This window comes from Photobacterium sp. (genome assembly GCF_057456235.1).
On the sequence record NZ_JBVCPH010000015.1, the window covers coordinates 11,662 to 29,521 of the forward strand.

The following is a 17,860-nucleotide window of genomic DNA, read 5'->3' on the forward strand; positions in this document are numbered from 1 at the left end:
CTTGTAGACAGGCCGATGACACTCAGCCTGTCTGTGGCTTATTACCAATTTTATTAACGTGCGTTTGGCAGTAGCGGTTTCAGAAAGTGTGCAGTATGCGACCCAGCCACTTGCGCCACTTGTTCTGGCGTGCCGGTAGCAATAATTTCACCGCCACCACTGCCGCCCTCAGGCCCTAAATCAATGATCCAGTCTGCGGTTTTAATCACATCCAGGTTATGCTCAATCACGACAATAGTATTGCCATGATCGCGCAGGCGGTGCAGTACTGTGAGTAGCTGCTGAATATCATGAAAATGGAGCCCGGTTGTTGGTTCGTCCAGAATATACAGGGTTTTACCGGTATCACGCTTTGATAACTCTCGCGCCAGTTTTACTCGCTGTGCTTCACCGCCGGACAAGGTCGTCGCCGCCTGACCTAAGCGGATATAAGATAAGCCAACATCCATTAATGTTTGTAGTTTTCTCGCGATCGCTGGAACCGGATCAAAAAATTCGCGTGCATCTTCGACCGTTAAGTCCAAGACTTCGTGAATGGTTTTGCCTTTGTAGCGAACTTCCAGGGTCTCCCGATTATAGCGCTGGCTTTTGCACGAGTCGCAAGGAACATACACATCCGGTAAAAAGTGCATTTCCACTTTGATCATGCCATCTCCCTGACAGGCTTCACAGCGGCCACCTTTGACGTTAAAGCTGAATCGTCCGGGTTTATACCCCCGGGAGCGGGCTTCTTGGGTGCCTGAAAACAGCTCTCGAATCGGGGTAAAAATACCGGTATAGGTGGCAGGATTTGAGCGCGGAGTTCGGCCGATAGGGCTTTGGTCGATATCAATGACCTTATCGAAATGTTCAAGATTTCGAATTTCTCGATAAGGTGCCGCCTCACCCGTTGTCGCGCCGTTGAGCTGGTGGTGGGCGATACGGAAGAAAGTGTCGTTGATTAAGGTTGATTTACCCGAACCGGAAACACCGGTCACACAAGTAAACAGCCCGACAGGAATATCAATATCGACATTTTTCAGGTTATTGCCGCTGGCACCCAAGAGCTTCACGGTTTTATCCGGATCGATTGCCACCCGTTGTTCCGGAATCGCAATGGATTTACGGCCGCTGAGGTATTGTCCGGTCAGTGAGTCCGGAGCCTGGAGAATATCTTCGATGGTGCCTTCGGCAATGATATGGCCGCCATGGATACCAGCGCCGGGACCGATATCGATCACATGATCGGCCGCACGGATAGCATCTTCATCATGCTCGACCACAATCACGGTATTCCCCAGATCGCGCAGATGATTCAGTGTCTTGAGCAGGCGTTCGTTGTCTCGCTGGTGCAGCCCGATAGAAGGTTCGTCAAGAACATACATAACGCCAACCAGACCGGCACCGATTTGGCTGGCCAGACGGATACGCTGTGCTTCACCACCGGACAAGGTATCGGCACTGCGAGACAGGTTGAGGTAGTTGAGCCCGACATTGACGAGAAAGTTTAAGCGATCGCGGATCTCTTTCAGGATCTTGTCGGCAATTTGTGCCCGTTGGCCGACCAAGGCCAGATTGTTAAAAAAGTTGAGGGCCTCACTGATACTCATTTCACAGATCTGCGGCAGGTTGGTCTCAGTAATAAAGACATGACGCGCTTCCTGACGCAGCCGCGAACCGTGGCAGCTTGAGCAAGGCTTGGTGGAGACAAATTTGGCGAGTTCTTCGCGCACCGAATTGGATTCAGTTTCACGGTAGCGGCGCTCCATATTATTGAGGATCCCCTCAAACGGGTGGCGCCGGACGGTGATATCGCCGCGATCATTAATGTATTTAAACTCAATGTCGGTTTTGCCTGAACCACTGAGAATAACGGTCCGGATCTTTTTTGGCAGTTCATCGTACGGGGCTTCAACATCAAACCCATAATGCTCAGCCATCGATTTAAGCATCTGGAAGTAATAGAAGTTGCGCTTATCCCAGCCGCGAATGGCACCGCCGGATAAACTTAACTCACCATTTTGCACTACGCGATCAGGATCAAAGTACTGTTGTGCACCAAGTCCGTCACAGGTACCGCAAGCCCCTGCCGGGTTATTGAATGAGAACAGACGCGGCTCGAGTTCCTGCATGCTGTAGCCACAGTGGGGGCAGGCAAAGTTTGCGGAGAAAATGAGCTCATCGGGCTGGCTATCATCCATCGGACAGATCACAACATTGCCGCCGGAAAGTGCTAGTGCCGTTTCAAATGATTCGGCCAGCCGCAATTGAAGATCCTGACGGACTTTAAAGCGATCGACAACCACTTCAATAGTGTGTTTTTTATGTAGCTCTAAGGTCGGAGGATCAGAAAGGTCGCACACCTCATCGTCGATGCGGGCACGGATATAGCCCTGCGCAGCAAGGTTGGCGAGGGTTTTAACATGCTCCCCCTTACGCTCTTTGACGATCGGCGCCAGCAGCATCATTTTGCTGCCCTCAGGCAGTTCAAGTACCTTATCCACCATTTGGCTGACGGTTTGAGCGGCCAATGTCACATCGTGGGTTGGACAGCGGGGTTCGCCGACCCGGGCATAAAGCAAGCGCAGGTAATCGTAAACTTCAGTAATGGTTCCCACGGTAGAACGCGGATTATGTGAGGTTGATTTCTGCTCAATCGAAATAGCCGGTGACAGCCCTTCAATATGGTCGACATCCGGCTTTTCCATCAATGACAGGAACTGGCGAGCATAAGCAGATAACGACTCAACATAGCGGCGCTGACCTTCGGCGTATAAGGTATCGAAGGCGAGGGAAGATTTCCCTGAACCAGATAAGCCGGTGATAACAATCAATTTATCGCGAGGAATTGAGATATTGATATTTTTAAGGTTATGGGTGCGAGCGCCCCTGACGTCTATCTTATCCATGGTATGCGAGCTTTATGGCTGACTAATTGATTCGTCATTATTGCATAGCAAGGAAAAGCTTGAAAGGATGAGCTGTATAAAGATACAGTGTAAAGAGTGAAAATTAGCCAGGTAATTGTCGTTCATGTTTGGTTTTGATTTGCTCTGCCAACCCGGAGTTTCGAGATTGTTATGCAATAACAATGTGTTTTTTGATGATGGATTTAATCCTGATCGGTAATGAATAAAAATTGCGCAGATAACACCGTGTCGGCTCTATGCCTTACCGGTGTCTGCGTGATAAACTGCGCGATTAAGTATAAACTTTGACTAAGCGGCTATTGATAATCAGATAGTACGCGAACAGATTTGGAGTTAAGTATGGCCAGTCGTGGCGTAAATAAGGTTATCTTAGTCGGTAACTTAGGTAATGACCCAGAAATCCGTTATATGCCAAGTGGTGGTGCAGTAGCAAATATTACGATTGCTACCTCCGAATCATGGCGTGATAAGGCAACGGGCGAGCAGCGTGAAAAAACGGAATGGCACCGTGTCGCGCTATTCGGCAAGCTTGCTGAAGTTGCTGGTGAATACCTGCGTAAAGGTTCACAGGTCTATATCGAAGGCCAACTACAGACCCGTAAGTGGCAAGATCAAAGTGGCCAGGATCGCTTCACGACAGAAGTCGTGGTTCAGGGTTTTAACGGTGTCATGCAAATGCTGGGTGGCCGTCAGGGCGGCGGTCAAGGTGCCCCGATGGGCGGCCAACAACAGCAGCAAGGTAACTGGGGTCAACCTCAACAGCCAGCAGCAGCGCCTAAGCAGAACTTTGCGCCGCAACAGCAGCAACAATCTGCACCACAGCAGCAGGCACCTCAACAGCCTCAGCAGCAGTACAATGAGCCACCAATGGACTTCGATGACGATATTCCTTTCTGAGGGTGAGAACCGTGACGTCATAAAAAAAGCAGCGCTCGCGCTGCTTTTTGATATCTGTACTATCGCCCGTTTATGAAGGGTTAGCTTTGGATTTAATAAAATCGATAAAAAGCTTGGTCTTCACATGATTATAGTCAAGCTTCGGATAATAGGCATAGGCTGAACCGACAGGTTGCTTAAGCGCCGGTAATACCGGGACGAGCAGGCCCTTACTGAGCTCGCGCTTGACCATATTTTCACCGGTAAGAATAATCCCCATTCCGGCGACGGCAGCAGCCACTAAAGCTTCCGGGTTTTGAGTGGTAAAGTTACCGCGCAGGCGCAGGCGTAAATTATTTTCAAAAAGGTGCTCTTGCTCATGGCCGTGAGTACCAAACAGTAAGCAGTTATGCTGAGTGAGCTGCTCCGGGCTTTCGATAGGCGGCTTATTTTCCAGGTAATTGGGAGAGGCATAAAAGCCAGGCTGAAAATTTAACAGCCGGGTGGCGATATAGCTCGAAGAGTTAAAGTCGGTTAGTTCACGGCTGATGAATACATCAAGATTTAAATCCGGCAATTGGCCAGGGGTAATGGTATGTAATTCCACCTGAATGTTCGGGTAAATTTCTATAAACTCCGCCAGATAGTGGACTAATAAGCGACTGCCTGTCGCCAGCGGGGCCCCAATACGCAAGACGCCACTGACCTCACCATAGGTGGATGTTGTTTCAGCCAGCATCTGGTGCCAGTCATCAAGTAATCGGGCACTGCGCTGATAGAACAGCTTGCCGGCATCCGTCACGGTCAGGCTGCGGGTGGTGCGCTTAAGTAGCTGTACCCCCAACTGCTTCTCTAACCAAGACAGGCGTTTTGACAATGCTGAGCTTGACGTATTGAGCTTGGTGGCAGCCTGGGCTAAAGAGCCTTGATCGACAACAGTGACAAAGCTTTTGGTACAAGTAATCCAATCCATATCTTTCCAACGTTATCTTGCGATTGATCCCAACGTCATTAATGGCCTGGCGATCAGCCGATAATTAAGCGAATTGATATCACTATGTTTACAGACAGTGATTCACATTGATAGATGAACAAGTGATAATTATTAACAAATTCATTAAGTGTCGGGTTGAACACTGAAATTATTTATTAACTGTTTATATTTTATAAATATTCTGTGTGAATTTGGAGCGTTATGAGAAAAGCATCAGGGATGAAGTTAACCAATCGCTTAGTTGCTTTCGTCACGCTCATTGTGATTTGTGCCATTTTCGTCATTTTTATCGGTGGAGCTGTCAGTTTTCGAAAGTTAGGACAGGATTACCTGACCCATTATATTGATGGCGTGGTAACGGTAATTGACCAGGAACTGGCGGATCCGCAAGGCTCGCAGTCATTATCACGCTGGCTTCCCCAGTTGCTTAAAGCCAGCAATGTTGTCGAGCTGGAAGTCGCTAGCTCGGCAGGCATGGTGTATTCCTTTAAAGGGATCCAACCGATTGCCGATCCTAATATTTTACATATAAGTCGCTATGAGCTAGAACATAACCCGGGCTTTTATATTGATATTAAATCTCTGCCGCCTTATACCGAGTTTACTTATTCGCTAGGGGCGATGTCATCGATCACCCTGGCAATCATCATTATCATCATGGGCCTGGTCTGGGGGCTGAACTGGCTGCGTCAGCAGCTTCATGGCTCTGAATTACTCGAAGTCCGCGGTCGGATGATCCTTGCTGGGCGGGTTGATGAATATGCCGTCGGCGGTGAAGATGAGTGGCCGGCAACGGCAAGCATGGCACTTGATCAGCTGATAGCTGAGTTAAAAGATGCGCGCCAGGAGCGTAGCCGGTTTGATACCTTCATTCGTACCCATACTTTCCTTGATCAGTTAACTGGCGCGGCCAACCGGGTGTTGTTTGATAGTCGTCTGCAGTCGTTAGTTCAAGAGCAGGAGACCCAAGGCGCGGTCATTCTGATCCGCATATCCGACTGGGATGAACTGCTGGCGGAGAAGGGGAAAGAGGCTGCGGATGATCTGATCCAAGATGTTGGTATGATCTTATCTAATTTAATTCAGCGCTATCCCGACACTGTGCTGTCACGCTATTTTGATGCGGAATTTGCCATTATGCTGCCTCAGCAGTCGGCCAAAGAGGTCAAGCTGTTTACCCATCAATTGCTCAATGCGCTGGAAAGACTGATCCCCGCCGCTCCCTTGCAACAAGACAACTGGTGCCATATTGGCGTGACATTCTTCTCCAGCGGTGAACGCCGCGGGCGTATTATGGATGAAGCTGATATGGCCTTGCGCAGCGCGCAATTACAGGGCACAAACAGCTGGTACGCCTTTAAGAAAGATCAGCAGTTGGAAGAAGCGCGCGGTAGTGTGCGCTGGCGTACGTTACTCGACGCCATTTTTAATAGTGGCGGACCGATTTTATTCCAGCAGCCAGTAGTCAGCGCATCAGATGAAACGATTTTACATCGTGAACTGCTCGCGCGAATTAAAGATGAAAACGGGGTGCTGATTAAAGCTTCGCGCTTCTTGCCGGCGGTTGAGCAAGTCGGGTTCAGTGTCCGGATGGATAAACTGGTAATTTCTCAGGCATTACAGCTTTTAAAAACAATGCCCGGCAACGATGTGCTATCCATTAATGTCAGTGTTCAGTCCTTATTGGACAAAACGTTTGTGCGCTGGTTGCGTGATGAATTGCTGCAAACCCCGCGAACGGTGCTTAATCGCCTCTCTTTTGAATTAGTCGAAGGCAGTCTGGTCAAACACCTAGATGCGATGCGTCCGGTCGCCCGTATGCTGGTGGGGCTGGGCTGTAAGCTCGTTGTCGATCAGGCCGGAAGAACGATTGTGAGTACCCACTATATAAAAGATGTCCGGGCTGACTACATCAAACTGCATCGCAGCCTGGTACGTGAAATCAATCAGCGTCAGGAAAACCAGCTTTTTGTTCGCAGTATGCTGGGGGCTTGTGCCGATTCACAAGCGCAAGTGATTGCTGTGGGGGTGGAAAATGAACAAGAATGGCAAGTATTAAAACAACTTGGCGTAAAAGGTGGTCAGGGGCGCTATTTTGCGTCAGAGATACCTGTGGGGGATGCATTTAAATAGCGGTATAAGCACGGTGAATTTTACGTTCCAAGACAAAATTTAATTAATTGAATAATGTTTATTGGTCCAATACTCAGGTAACATGGTCAAATAATTGACATCGGTTAATTATTTGACGTTGTCACCCTAATGTTAATACATATTCAGTCAGCTGCGTTGGATATTCATGAAGCCTATCACACTGTTAAATAAATATTTAAAAAAGAAAAGTCACAATAAAGTCGTCAGTATTGCAGTTTTTACTGATTCCATCACGCTTGTGTATGAATCAGAGCAGAAATGGATGACGGACAGTGTTGATATTTCTAGCGTTGCTCAATGGGCCGAAAGTATTAAGACCCTGATTGAACAGCACCATTTATCCGGTAGCCAAATAAAGTTGGTGCTGGGGCATGGTTTATATCAAAGTCTGCTAATCGAAAAGCCCGAAGTCACACGGGAAGAATTACCGACGGCACTGCCTTTTTTGGTGAAAGATTTAGTCAACGAGTCGCCAATGGAATTGGTTGCCGATGGTTTTCCTGCACCATTAAAAGATCGCTTGCAGGTGTTTGTGACTAATCGCAAGCAAGTGGAGCAATTGATTCGGTGCTGTGCCGATGTGGGTTGCGAACTGGTATCGGTATCTGCCGAAGAAGTCGTGTGGGGACAATTTACCTCCTCCTCATTGAGCCAGTTGATTTTACACCGCCGTCATCATGCCGGGTTACAGCTGACAGCCTTTAAACAGCAATCCATGTGTTTTCAGCGTCAGCTACGTGGCTTTAGCGTGCCGTTAATTGAAGGGGAAGGTAATCCACTTCAGCTTGATAGTCTGGCCCTTGAATTACAACGTTCTTTAGACTTCCTCAGTGCCCAGCTTCGTGATAACCCGATCACTCAGCTTGTTGTTTCTTGTGATGGTGAACAAGATGCCGTGCTGGCCCAGGAACTGAGCCTGCGTTTGAGTGTGTCCGTCAGTGCTGTTACCCCCGCTCATCCGGTACTGGAGAGTAACGGGGCTCGTATTGCCTGGGCTGCATTAGGTGAGTTTGGTGATAGCGGGATTAATTTTTATTCTGACAGCCTGAAGCCGCAAAGACAGTACTTAAGCTTGCAAAATGTGGTCATGGGTTGGGGAGTTGCCATTGTACTGATGGCAACAGTGGCGGGATGGTATAGCTGGCAGAACTATGTAGAGCAAGAAAAGCTATCGGCAGAGCAAGCGCGGCTATCAGACAAGCGTGCCGAGTTGGATCGCGCTAAAGCGGTTTTGGCCAAGCATGTTCCAAGTCCGTTGAAAGTTGAATTAGCGGGCACCTTAGAGCAGGATCTGGCCGCCAAACAGGCAACATTGAAAGCCATCGATAGGCATGATGACAGCCTGAAAGTTGGTTATGCCAGTATGTTGCAGCAGCTTTCTGATGCGGCAAGTAGTGATATTTCAGTGAACCGGATCCACGCTGCAGGCAAGGCGCTTGACTTGGAGGGGCTGGCAAGGAACCCTGATGCGGTACCAAGCTGGCTTCGCGCTTTCAAAGATTATCCGTCTTTGGTTGAACGTCGTTTTCAGCTGATGTCACTCGGCCGGAATAAGCAAAACATTGTCACGTTTCGATTAATTGCCGATCGGACGGCACAAAAGGAGACGAAATAATGCATGGTTGGCAACCGTTGAGCGACCGTTTTGATCTTCTGACACACCGTGAAAAAATGCTGATACTGCTCTCGGGCTGGGTCGCCTTGCTGTTTGTTGGTTTTGTGCTGTTTGTTGAACCGCAAATGAAGGATGTGCTCTCGGCAAAACGGCAGATTGTCTCAGTTGCCAGCGAATTAACCGCCAGTAACAATCAGATTACGTTGATCGAGCGAAAATTAAAAAGCGATCCCAATAATGAGGTTGAGAGCAAAATTGCCGCTCTGAAGCAGCAAAATCAGACACTGGATGAGCAATTGCGGGATCGGGTTGCCAGCCTGGTCACACCGGTGCAGATGTCTGGGTTGATGGAAGAAGTCTTACGCCGCTCAGAGCGTTTACAACTGATGGCCTTGGCGTCACAACCACCGGTACAGCTGATCAGCGGGGATGACGAAGGGTATTTTATTCACCCAGTACGTTTAACTCTGCGAGGACGTTATTTTGATGTGGTGAATTACCTCCGGCAACTGGAAGCACTACCGGTGAAGTATTACTGGCAAAGTTTTAATTATCAGGTGGATAAGTACCCCTTTGCCAGTATCCAATTAGAGGTTTATACCTTAGGCGAAAGTAAGGATTTCATCGGTGGGTAAGTCAGGTATTTTTGCAGCGGCGTTAATGGCGATGTTGGTGAGTACTGCTCACGCCAGCCAGGATCCAACGGCGCCACTAGGTTGGCAGGCTCCGGCTAAAAAGCAGGCATCACATCGTACTCGTTTACCGGATCTGCAAAGCATTATTTGTGCAGAAGAAACTGACTGCACGGTGATTATGAATGATGTCGCTATCGGGCTGGGCGGGCGAGTAAGTGGTTATATCCTTAGTGATATCGAAAATGATCATGTCACCGTGACACGCGGAGGCAAGCAGTGGCGCATAGAGTTGTTTGCCGAAAATATAAAAACGAATTAAAGGTCAGTGGTTAGCATGCGTGGATTAGTGTTAGGAATTATTTTGGCCTCGTTAACAGGCTGCTCAACCAACATGGGCCATCGGGATCCGGTTGAGGTGAAAGAGGCGTTGAACGTTGCCGCCAACGAAGCCAATAGTCGCCCGTTGGCTGACTTACCACCGGCGGTAAATGCTGATTTGATGCCGAGCCTGGCTGGTAATGACTTCATGTCGTCGACGGCGCTTGAAAAACGTTTCCGGGTCAGTGCGCGCAATGTTGATGCGCGGGCTTTCTTTGGCAGCCTGGTTAAAGGCTCCCCCTTTAATATGGTGATCCACCCTGACGTGAAGGGGCGTATATCTTTGACTCTGCGCGATGTCACTCTCGATGAGGTGCTGGACGTGGTGTCTGATATGTATGGCTATAACACCAGCCGTAAGGGCAACATTATTCAGATCTTCCCGGCAACGTTACGGACAGAAGTGATCCCGGTTGATTACCTGCAGCTTCAGCGACGTGGTGTGTCATTAACATCAATTACGACAGGTTCGATCACCAGCAACGACTCCGGTTCATCGAATTCGACCAGCAGCAGTGCCGACAGCAATTCAAATTCAAACTCGAATTCAGAGAAGAGCAGTACGGCAACTGGCGGAACCTCGATTGAGACCATTTCAAACAGTGACTTCTGGCAGCAACTTGAGAAAGCGGTTCAGGCAATGATTGGTTCTGGTCAGGGGCGAAGTATTGTCGTATCGCCACAGGCCAGCCTGATCTCGGTGCGTGCTTTTCCCAATGAGTTACGGGAAGTGAAGGCGTTCATCGGAGTATCGGAAAAGCGTCTGAAGCGTCAGGTAGTGCTGGAAGCCAAAATTATGGAAGTCACCTTGAGTGACAGTTACCAGCAAGGGATCAACTGGAGCAATATCACCAAGAGCATCGGCGGTACCGATATTATATTCGGTCGCCCAACGACCAGCCCGATCCAATCATTACCGGGTGGCGGTGCGATTTCCAGTCTCCTTGGCGGCCAGACAAATGTCACTATCAGTGATGGCAACTTTGCCGCCGTCCTGAGCTTCCTGGAAACCCAGGGCGATTTGAATGTCTTGTCCAGCCCGCGGGTGACGGCGGCAAATAACCAGAAAGCGGTGATTAAAGTCGGTGGCGATGAATATTTTGTAACCTCGATTGATTCAGGTGAAGTGAACAGTGACGGTGGCACGGCAGCCCCGGAAGTTGAACTGACCCCGTTTTTCTCCGGGATCTCTCTGGATGTTACCCCGCAGATTGATGATGAGGGCGGAGTGCTGTTACATGTCCATCCTACGGTGGTGGATGTGGTCAATGAAACCAAGGAAATCGATCTGGGTACCGCATTTGGTGTCTACAAGTTACCTTTAGCGAAAAGCGCGATCCGCGAGTCTGATTCTGTGATCCATGCCCGCAGCGGTGATGTGGTGGTGATTGGCGGTTTGATGAAGTCTGCAGTCAATGATCAGGTATCAAAAGTCCCTCTGCTGGGCGATATTCCGGGGTTGGGCCATCTGTTCCGTAACGTTAACAAGATCCATTCTAAAACTGAGCTGGTGATCTTGATTAAGCCTACGGTGGTGAGCGATCAGACCTGGCAGAAAGAGATCGAACGTTCACGGGCATTGGTCACGGAATGGTTCCCTGAAGAAGGCTAAACCATGTATCAGTCTCACTTTGGCTTTTGTCAGGCACCTTTTACCCTGACCCCGAATACGGCCCTTTTCCATGCATTGCCTCCGCACTTAGAGGCGATTCAGACGGTGCTGGCGGCCCTGGAAATGGGAGAGGGGATTATTCAGATTTCCGGTGAAGTTGGCACCGGCAAAACACTGGTTTGCCGGATGTTGATAAATCGATTGCCGGAACGGTTTGATCTGGCTTATTTGCCGACCCCGGCAATGGATGGTCATGAGCTGCGTACGGCGCTGGCCAAAGAGCTTAATTTAAGCCGGGAAGGAGAGCTGGATTTAACGGATAGCACCGCCCTGACAGAACGCATTCATCATGAATTGATCCGGCGAAAGGCACAGGGTCAATCGGTTGTGGTATTACTGGATGAGGCGCAGGCGCTGCCGGATGATGCGCTGGAGGTGATCCGCTTGCTCGGCAACCTCGAAACCGAGCAGGAGAAGTTATTGCATATTGTCCTGTTCGGTCAGCCCGAGCTGGATAACCGGTTATCTCAGCATCACTTAAGGCAGTTTCGCCAGCGTATTACGTTCAGGGCCGATTTGCGCTCTCTGGATCTCGCAGAAACCATTTCATACATCGAACATAGATTGGGTCGGGTGGGTTGTGACACACGACTGTTCACTCTGACGCAATATCGCGCCTTATGGAAATCCAGTCAGGGTATTCCAAGAGTGATAAATCAGCTTTGTCATAAGGCATTAATCGCAACATATAGCAGCAACAATCGAATGGTTGGTCGGACAGAATTACTGATGGCGATTAAAGACACACTAGGGGCACGTCAGCCGACATGCACTTATCCCGTATTATGGGGATGGCATTAGGCATGAGCGAAATTAATAAGAGGCTCAATGAGCTGGCCCAGCACAAAGCAACTGCAACCCATGCCAAAGAGCCGTTAGTGGCGGCAAAAATAAATCCGGTTCCGAAAACAACCTGGCCGTTATGGGCGCTGGCAGGCCTGTGCGTTACCGCTTTGGCCGGCGGTATTGGCTGGTGGCTGGGACAGCAAAATCATTCAGAGCCGATGCCGGATGTTCAAGCTACCAAATCTGCAGTCATGCCTGTTGTGAAAGCGGATATTGTGAAAGCGGATAGCCCGACAGACCGAATCCCTGAGCAGAGTGCAGCAACCTCTTTTGTATCGGCAGAACAAGAAGCGGTTGCACTTGATGTTAAACCGCTCAGCGTCGTCAAAACCGAAGCTAAAGATATGGTTAAACCGGTTTCTGCCCCGGTAATTGTGGACATGAAGCCAGAAACAAAGCCTAAGTCCGAACCGAGAAAAGAGATCAAACCTCAGGCATCTCAGCCGCAAGAAACCACTAGCGTCGAGCCTCGACCTAAGCGAGTGAAAGTTGCAAGCACCTCACAAGCTGACGTTGTTGCGCCAGTGCAGACACAGACACAACCAGAAGCTGAGCCGGAATTGCAGAAAGTCAATGATGGGCTGAGTATTGAAACCGTAGAGCTGAATGGCAAACAGCTGGCTGATATTGAATACCGTAAAGCCATGAAAGTATTCAGAGAAGGTGACAGTAAAAAAGCCATCAATTATCTCGAATCGGCACTGAAATACCAGCCGGACTGGATTACTGTCCGGCAGAAGTTATCGGCGCTTTATTATGGCAGGGGGGATACCCGCGAGGCGATTGCGGTATTGCAGCAGGGGCTGTCACGGGAGGGCGATCAGCCAGATCTTCGGCTGACTTTAGCCAAATTGCTGGTGAATGAATCTCAGCAGCAGGCGGCATTGAATGTGTTAACTCGCGAGCCAGAGCAAGATCACAAGGGTTATCTGGCCATCCGCGGTGCTTTAGCGCAGCAATTAAACAACCATGCTCTGGCTCTCGACAGCTACCAAAAACTGGTCAAAACCGAGCCTTATGACGGGCGTTGGTGGATGGGGTTAGGTATCGCATTAGAGCGCAGCAGCCGTCCCGATAAAGCAAAAAATGCGTACCAGCAGGCATTGTTAATGGGACGAGTTTCACAACAATCACAACAGTTTATCCAGCAGCGCCTGTCGGTGCTGGCGGCTCAGGGGGGCTGAGACCATGCAAATAAAATTAAGAAAGCGTCTTGGTGATCTGCTGGTTGAAGAAGGGATTGTTGCTCAGGAACAATTAGATCAGGCGCTGGCCCAGCAGCGGACTGTCGGGCGCAAGCTTGGTGATACCCTGATCAGCATGGGGTTCTTAACCGAACAGCAGATGCTGTCATTCTTATCCCGCCAGTTAGATATTCCGCTGGTTGATCTGACCCGCGCCTCGGTCGATACCGACGCGGTCGCTTTGCTGTCTGAAGTGCATGCGCGGCGCTTACGGGCCTTAGTGATCAGCCGGCATGGTGATACGGTGCGTGTCGCGATGAGTGATCCTGCCGATCTGGCGGCTCAGGAAGCACTGTTCAATCAACTGGGCGGGTACCGGGTTGAGCTGGTAGTAGCCCCTGAACGTCAGTTAATTGCGTCATTTGACCGTTATTACCGCCGTACCAAAGAGATCGCCTCTTTTGCCGAGCAGCTGCACGCGGAGCACCGAACCGATTCCGCGTTTTCTTTTGGTATGGATGACAGCGATAACGACGAAGTCACCGTTGTAAAACTGATCAACTCACTGTTTGAAGATGCGATTCAGGTGGGAGCGTCAGATATCCACATCGAGCCGGATGAAGATGTATTGCGGATCCGCCAGCGTATCGATGGCGTATTGCATGAAACCCTGTTGAATGAATCAAGTGTTGCATCAGCGTTGGTATTGCGTCTTAAGCTGATGAGCGGGTTGGATATTTCTGAAAAACGCTTGCCGCAAGACGGTCGCTTCAACGTCAAAGTCCGCGGTCATTCGGTTGATGTGCGTGTCTCGACGATGCCGGTGCAGCACGGTGAATCCGTTGTTATGCGTTTGCTCGATCAGTCTGCAGGGATCCTCAGTCTTGACGAGGTCGGCATGCCGTCAGAGATCGTGCAGCGTTTCCGTCGCCAGTTAAAACGCCCGCATGGGATGATCCTGGTTACCGGCCCGACGGGGTCAGGTAAAACCACCACCTTGTACGGAGCACTGAGTGAGCTCAATAAGCCGGGGAAAAAACTGATTACGGCGGAAGATCCGGTGGAATACCGATTGCCCCGGGTAAATCAGGTTCAGGTGAACAGCAAAATCGGCCTGACGTTTTCTTCAATATTACGCACTTTCCTGCGTCAGGATCCTGACATTATTCTGGTGGGGGAGATGCGCGATCAGGAAACCGTGGAAATCGGTTTGCGTTCGGCATTAACCGGTCATCTGGTGCTGTCAACGCTGCACACCAACAATGCCATTGACAGTGCCTTGCGGATGATGGACATGGAAGCGCCGGGCTACCTGGTCGCCAGTGCCGTACGTGCCGTGCTGGCACAGCGTCTGGTCAGGCGTGTCTGCCCTGATTGCGGTGAAAACTATGAATTGGATGAGCAGACCATGCAGTGGCTGAAAGCGCGTTTTCCACAACATCAGCATCGGAAATTCCGTCGCGGCCGGGGCTGTCAAACCTGTAATTTTACCGGTTACAAAGGCCGGATCGGGGTATTTGAGCTGCTGGAAATGGATCAGCCGATGATGGATGCCCTGCGTGGCAATAATGCGGTGTTATTCAGTCAGATCGCCCGCGAAGCCAAAGGTTACAAACCGCTGGTGATGTCAGCCATGGAGCTGGCACTGGCTGGCCGAACCAGCTTAGATGAAGTGGTACTGCTGAGTGAGGGCGACCTTAATGACGGCATACTGGGCTAGGACGTGAATGATGCCAGTTTTTAATTACCGCGGCCGCGGCAATCAGGGCCAGATGCAAAAAGGGCAGGTAGAGGCAGCCAGTCAAGAGGCCGCCGCCGATCTGCTGATGCGTCAGGGGGTGATCCCGCTTGAGATCCGCCAGGGCTCAGCGAAAGGTAATGGCTTTGATTTTAAATCGTTATTTCAAAGCCATATTCCGCTGGAAGTACTGGTGATTTTTTGCCGTCAGCTCTACAGCCTGACCAAAGCCGGTGTACCGCTGTTGCGGGCAATCAATGGCCTGGGGCAAAGTGCCGGCCACCCGCTGTTGCAGAGAACAATAGAAACCGTCACCGCCGAGCTGACCAATGGCCGCTCGCTATCTGCGGCGATGAAGCAGCATCCGAGGGTATTCTCTGATCTGTTCGTGTCGATGATCCATGTCGGTGAGAATACCGGTCGACTCGATGAGTCACTGTTACAGCTCGCCAATTATTTTGAGCAGGAGATGGAAACCCGGCGCCGGATCAAATCAGCGATGCGTTATCCGGTTTTTGTTCTGTCGGCCATTATGCTGGCAATGGTGGTCTTAAACATCAAGGTGATCCCGCAGTTTGCCTCGATGTTTGCCCGTTTCGGGGTGGACTTACCGTTGCCGACCCGGATCTTAATTGGTACATCGAACTTATTCGTCGGCTACTGGCCGCTCATGCTAGGGGCTGGCATTGCATCCTGGTTAGGCGTGAAGATCTGGCGTGGTACACCTGCCGGGCAAGAAAAGTGGGACAGCTGGCGGCTGAAGGTGCCTGTTATCGGGAATATTGTTAACCGGGCCCAGATGTCACGTTTTTCCCGTACCTTCTCGTTGATGCTTCGTGCCGGCGTGCCGCTCAACCAGGCGATTCAGATGGCCGCGGAAGCACTGGGTAATCGCTTTTTAGAAAACCGCCTGATTGAAATGAAAAATGGTATTGAAAGCGGTAACAGCATTGCCAGTACGGCCACTCAGTCAGGGGTCTTTACCCCGCTGGTTTTACAGATGATCGCGGTCGGTGAAGAAACCGGCCAGGTGGACGAGTTGCTGCTTGAAGTCTCGGATTTTTACGATCGGGAAGTGGATTACGATCTGAAAACCCTGACGGCGAGAATCGAACCGCTCTTGCTGCTGGTGGTAGCGGTGATGGTACTGATTTTGGCCCTGGGTATTTTCTTGCCGATGTGGGGCATGCTCGATGTTGCAAGAGGCGTTTGATCGGCTGCAAAGAGCAAGATTTAACGGATTTATCTGGTTTGCGGTCATTCTGGTACTGATCACCACCCTGCTGACGCAATGGTCTCGGGTGAGTGATAAAGCGGAGCAAACGATGTTAAAGGTGACGGTCAGAAGCTTTTATGAAAGGGCTTCTAGTCTGCGCCAGTTATGGGAACTCAATGATAAACCGCAAGTGGCTGAGAATAATGGGGTGATGTTTGGTTTTACGGCTCTTGGCTGGCCGATAGTGAACCATGGCGGCCACATTAATTGTGAACAAATGTGGGTACTGTTATCAAACGATGATCAAGCTACGTCATATATTCAATTGGTTGATAAAAAAAGTTTGAAGTCAGGGTCTTATAATTCCTGTTTTTATCAAATAAGTGATGGTAAGTGGCTGGAATTATTATATGAAAATGAGACAATACGCATTAACGGGTTTTTGACGAACCAAGTGTCGTCATTTTGACTAAATGAGCAGTTTGTCAATGAAAAAGCAAAGCGGTTTTTCCCTGGTAGAGCTGGTTATCGTGATTATTGTTGTCGGCCTTTTAGCGGCGGCGGCATTACCGCGTTTTCTCCAGATCACCGATGAAGCGAAAAAAGCCTCGATTGAAGGGGTTGCCGGTGGTTATGCCACGGCGGCTTTATCAGCCCGTGCCCAGTGGGAAGCGTACGGTCGCCCGGTCGATACCAATGGTGATTATAAAGTTAATTACGATGGTACCGACTTTGCGTTAACCAGAGCGACGGATGACAACACGGTGCGTGACGGTTATCCGTTTGCATTAGAAACAAGCAGCACCAGTGATGTTAGCAGTGTGACGGCGAGTGATTGCCTGGCATTGATTGACAACTTGTTGCAAAACCCGCCGCAGGCAACTGTCTCACCGGCGGATGCTGCCAAGGGGAATTTCCTTTTTTACGTTAAAGCAGAAGGTGGTGACACCAGCAAGCTTTGCCGTTACTACCAACTGGCTTCGGCCGGTACCAACGGCGCGGGGTCAACGGATGTTGAAGCCGGCCATTCATTTACCTATACACCGGCCCTTGGTCGAGTTGAAGTGAATTTAAAATAATCTGGAGAGAGTTATGAAACGTCAAGGCGGTTTTACGCTGATAGAGTTAGTGGTTGTGATTGTGATTCTGGGTATTCTGGCGGTAACCGCGGCACCGAAGTTTTTGAACCTGCAGGATGATGCGCGTAGTGCGTCGCTGCAAGGTCTGAAAGGCGCGATTGATGGTGGTGCAGGTATTGTTTACGGTAAAGCAGCTATTGAAGGTAAAGAATCAAAAGACGGTAGTGGTACAGCTGTAGATGTTGATGGGGTTGATACTAGCTTTGGTTATCCGACTGCAACAGAAAGTGGTATTGGGGCTGCTGTTATTGGTCTGAGTACTGATTGGGATGTGGTTGCTTCAGCGGCCAACTCATCAATTACTTACAGCTTTAAAGGAACAACGACTGGAGCAACAACTTGTATTGTGAAATACGAGCAGGCAACAGGAACGGCTGCGACATCTGCGGCTAAAACAACCGTTACCTTCGGTACAGGTTGCGATAAAAGCTAAAAATACTGAATAGTGCCTTTTTTAGGCACTATTTTCTGAATGCTCTGAGCGAGAGCATTCAGAAAATAGTT

The 17,860-nt window shown here is 49.8% G+C and carries 15 protein-coding genes; 13 read left to right on the top strand and 2 right to left on the bottom strand.

The window, feature by feature from the left end:
• Positions 1-53: 53 nt before the first annotated feature.
• Positions 54-2,888: an excinuclease ABC subunit UvrA gene (gene uvrA / locus AC2204_RS15855; RefSeq protein WP_318926653.1), complete on the bottom strand. Its 2,835-nt coding sequence runs from the start codon at positions 2,886-2,888 to the stop codon at positions 54-56.
• A 360-nt stretch (positions 2,889-3,248) separates the two neighbouring features.
• Here uvrA and AC2204_RS15860 point away from each other — a divergent pair, with 360 nt between their 5' ends.
• Positions 3,249-3,806: a single-stranded DNA-binding protein gene (locus AC2204_RS15860; RefSeq protein WP_318926654.1), complete on the top strand. Its 558-nt coding sequence runs from the start codon at positions 3,249-3,251 to the stop codon at positions 3,804-3,806.
• Between the two features lie 70 nt (positions 3,807-3,876).
• On the opposite strand, the gene AC2204_RS15865 is transcribed toward AC2204_RS15860, so the two are convergent.
• Positions 3,877-4,758, bottom strand: coding sequence for a LysR family transcriptional regulator (locus AC2204_RS15865; protein WP_318926655.1), 882 nt, complete (start codon positions 4,756-4,758; stop codon positions 3,877-3,879).
• Between the two features lie 222 nt (positions 4,759-4,980).
• Here AC2204_RS15865 and csrD point away from each other — a divergent pair, with 222 nt between their 5' ends.
• The 12 genes from csrD (at position 4,981) to AC2204_RS15925 (ending at position 17,789) form a co-directional block, all read left to right on the top strand.
• The gene (csrD, locus tag AC2204_RS15870; RefSeq protein ID WP_318926656.1) at positions 4,981-6,912 is read left to right on the top strand and encodes an RNase E specificity factor CsrD; all 1,932 of its coding nucleotides are present in this window, start codon (positions 4,981-4,983) and stop codon (positions 6,910-6,912) included.
• A 166-nt stretch (positions 6,913-7,078) separates the two neighbouring features.
• Positions 7,079-8,548: a PilN domain-containing protein gene (locus AC2204_RS15875; protein ID WP_318926657.1), complete on the top strand. Its 1,470-nt coding sequence runs from the start codon at positions 7,079-7,081 to the stop codon at positions 8,546-8,548.
• Entirely contained in the window at positions 8,548-9,183 is a 636-nt protein-coding gene (locus AC2204_RS15880; protein WP_318926658.1) for an MSHA biogenesis protein MshJ, read from the top strand. Before AC2204_RS15875 ends, AC2204_RS15880 begins: the two co-directional genes overlap by 1 nt.
• The gene (locus AC2204_RS15885) at positions 9,176-9,502 is read left to right on the top strand and encodes an MSHA biogenesis protein MshK (protein WP_318926659.1); all 327 of its coding nucleotides are present in this window, start codon (positions 9,176-9,178) and stop codon (positions 9,500-9,502) included. The genes AC2204_RS15880 and AC2204_RS15885 overlap by 8 nt, the downstream gene beginning before the upstream one ends.
• A 15-nt stretch (positions 9,503-9,517) precedes the next feature.
• Positions 9,518-11,173, top strand: a complete 1,656-nt coding sequence (mshL, locus tag AC2204_RS15890; protein WP_318926660.1) for a pilus (MSHA type) biogenesis protein MshL — start codon at positions 9,518-9,520, stop codon at positions 11,171-11,173.
• Positions 11,174-11,176: 3 nt separating this feature from the next.
• Positions 11,177-12,034: an ExeA family protein gene (locus AC2204_RS15895; RefSeq protein WP_318926661.1), complete on the top strand. Its 858-nt coding sequence runs from the start codon at positions 11,177-11,179 to the stop codon at positions 12,032-12,034.
• Between the two features lie 2 nt (positions 12,035-12,036).
• Entirely contained in the window at positions 12,037-13,263 is a 1,227-nt protein-coding gene (locus tag AC2204_RS15900) for a tetratricopeptide repeat protein (protein ID WP_318926662.1), read from the top strand.
• 4 nt (positions 13,264-13,267) lie between these two features.
• Positions 13,268-14,983 (top strand): GspE/PulE family protein, encoded by a 1,716-nt coding sequence (locus AC2204_RS15905; protein ID WP_318926663.1) that lies wholly within the window; start codon positions 13,268-13,270, stop codon positions 14,981-14,983.
• Between the two features lie 10 nt (positions 14,984-14,993).
• Positions 14,994-16,214 (top strand): type II secretion system F family protein, encoded by a 1,221-nt coding sequence (locus tag AC2204_RS15910; RefSeq protein ID WP_318926764.1) that lies wholly within the window; start codon positions 14,994-14,996, stop codon positions 16,212-16,214.
• On the top strand, positions 16,195-16,686 hold the full coding sequence (locus AC2204_RS15915) for a hypothetical protein (protein WP_318926664.1): 492 nt from the start codon (positions 16,195-16,197) through the stop codon (positions 16,684-16,686). Before AC2204_RS15910 ends, AC2204_RS15915 begins: the two co-directional genes overlap by 20 nt.
• Positions 16,687-16,705: 19 nt before the next feature.
• Positions 16,706-17,296, top strand: a complete 591-nt coding sequence (locus AC2204_RS15920; RefSeq protein WP_318926665.1) for a prepilin-type N-terminal cleavage/methylation domain-containing protein — start codon at positions 16,706-16,708, stop codon at positions 17,294-17,296.
• Positions 17,297-17,309: 13 nt separating this feature from the next.
• On the top strand, positions 17,310-17,789 hold the full coding sequence (locus AC2204_RS15925) for a prepilin-type N-terminal cleavage/methylation domain-containing protein (RefSeq protein ID WP_318926666.1): 480 nt from the start codon (positions 17,310-17,312) through the stop codon (positions 17,787-17,789).
• The last annotated feature ends 71 nt before the right edge of the window (positions 17,790-17,860 follow it).

What these genes read in the sequence shown, in the direction of transcription:
- AC2204_RS15860 (WP_318926654.1), top strand. Translation starts at nt 3,249, where the DNA reads ATGGCCAGTCGTGGCGTAAATAAGGTTATCTTAGTCGGTAACTTAGGT.
- AC2204_RS15875 (WP_318926657.1), top strand. Translation starts at nt 7,079, where the DNA reads ATGAAGCCTATCACACTGTTAAATAAATATTTAAAAAAGAAAAGTCAC.
- mshL (WP_318926660.1), top strand. Translation starts at nt 9,518, where the DNA reads ATGCGTGGATTAGTGTTAGGAATTATTTTGGCCTCGTTAACAGGCTGC.
- AC2204_RS15915 (WP_318926664.1), top strand. Translation starts at nt 16,195, where the DNA reads ATGTTGCAAGAGGCGTTTGATCGGCTGCAAAGAGCAAGATTTAACGGA.
- AC2204_RS15900 (WP_318926662.1), top strand. Translation starts at nt 12,037, where the DNA reads ATGAGCGAAATTAATAAGAGGCTCAATGAGCTGGCCCAGCACAAAGCA.
- uvrA (WP_318926653.1), bottom strand. Translation starts at nt 2,888, where the DNA reads ATGGATAAGATAGACGTCAGGGGCGCTCGCACCCATAACCTTAAAAAT.
- AC2204_RS15910 (WP_318926764.1), top strand. Translation starts at nt 14,994, where the DNA reads ATGCCAGTTTTTAATTACCGCGGCCGCGGCAATCAGGGCCAGATGCAA.
- AC2204_RS15905 (WP_318926663.1), top strand. Translation starts at nt 13,268, where the DNA reads ATGCAAATAAAATTAAGAAAGCGTCTTGGTGATCTGCTGGTTGAAGAA.
- AC2204_RS15920 (WP_318926665.1), top strand. Translation starts at nt 16,706, where the DNA reads ATGAAAAAGCAAAGCGGTTTTTCCCTGGTAGAGCTGGTTATCGTGATT.
- AC2204_RS15925 (WP_318926666.1), top strand. Translation starts at nt 17,310, where the DNA reads ATGAAACGTCAAGGCGGTTTTACGCTGATAGAGTTAGTGGTTGTGATT.
- AC2204_RS15895 (WP_318926661.1), top strand. Translation starts at nt 11,177, where the DNA reads ATGTATCAGTCTCACTTTGGCTTTTGTCAGGCACCTTTTACCCTGACC.
- AC2204_RS15880 (WP_318926658.1), top strand. Translation starts at nt 8,548, where the DNA reads ATGCATGGTTGGCAACCGTTGAGCGACCGTTTTGATCTTCTGACACAC.
- AC2204_RS15865 (WP_318926655.1), bottom strand. Translation starts at nt 4,758, where the DNA reads ATGGATTGGATTACTTGTACCAAAAGCTTTGTCACTGTTGTCGATCAA.
- csrD (WP_318926656.1), top strand. Translation starts at nt 4,981, where the DNA reads ATGAGAAAAGCATCAGGGATGAAGTTAACCAATCGCTTAGTTGCTTTC.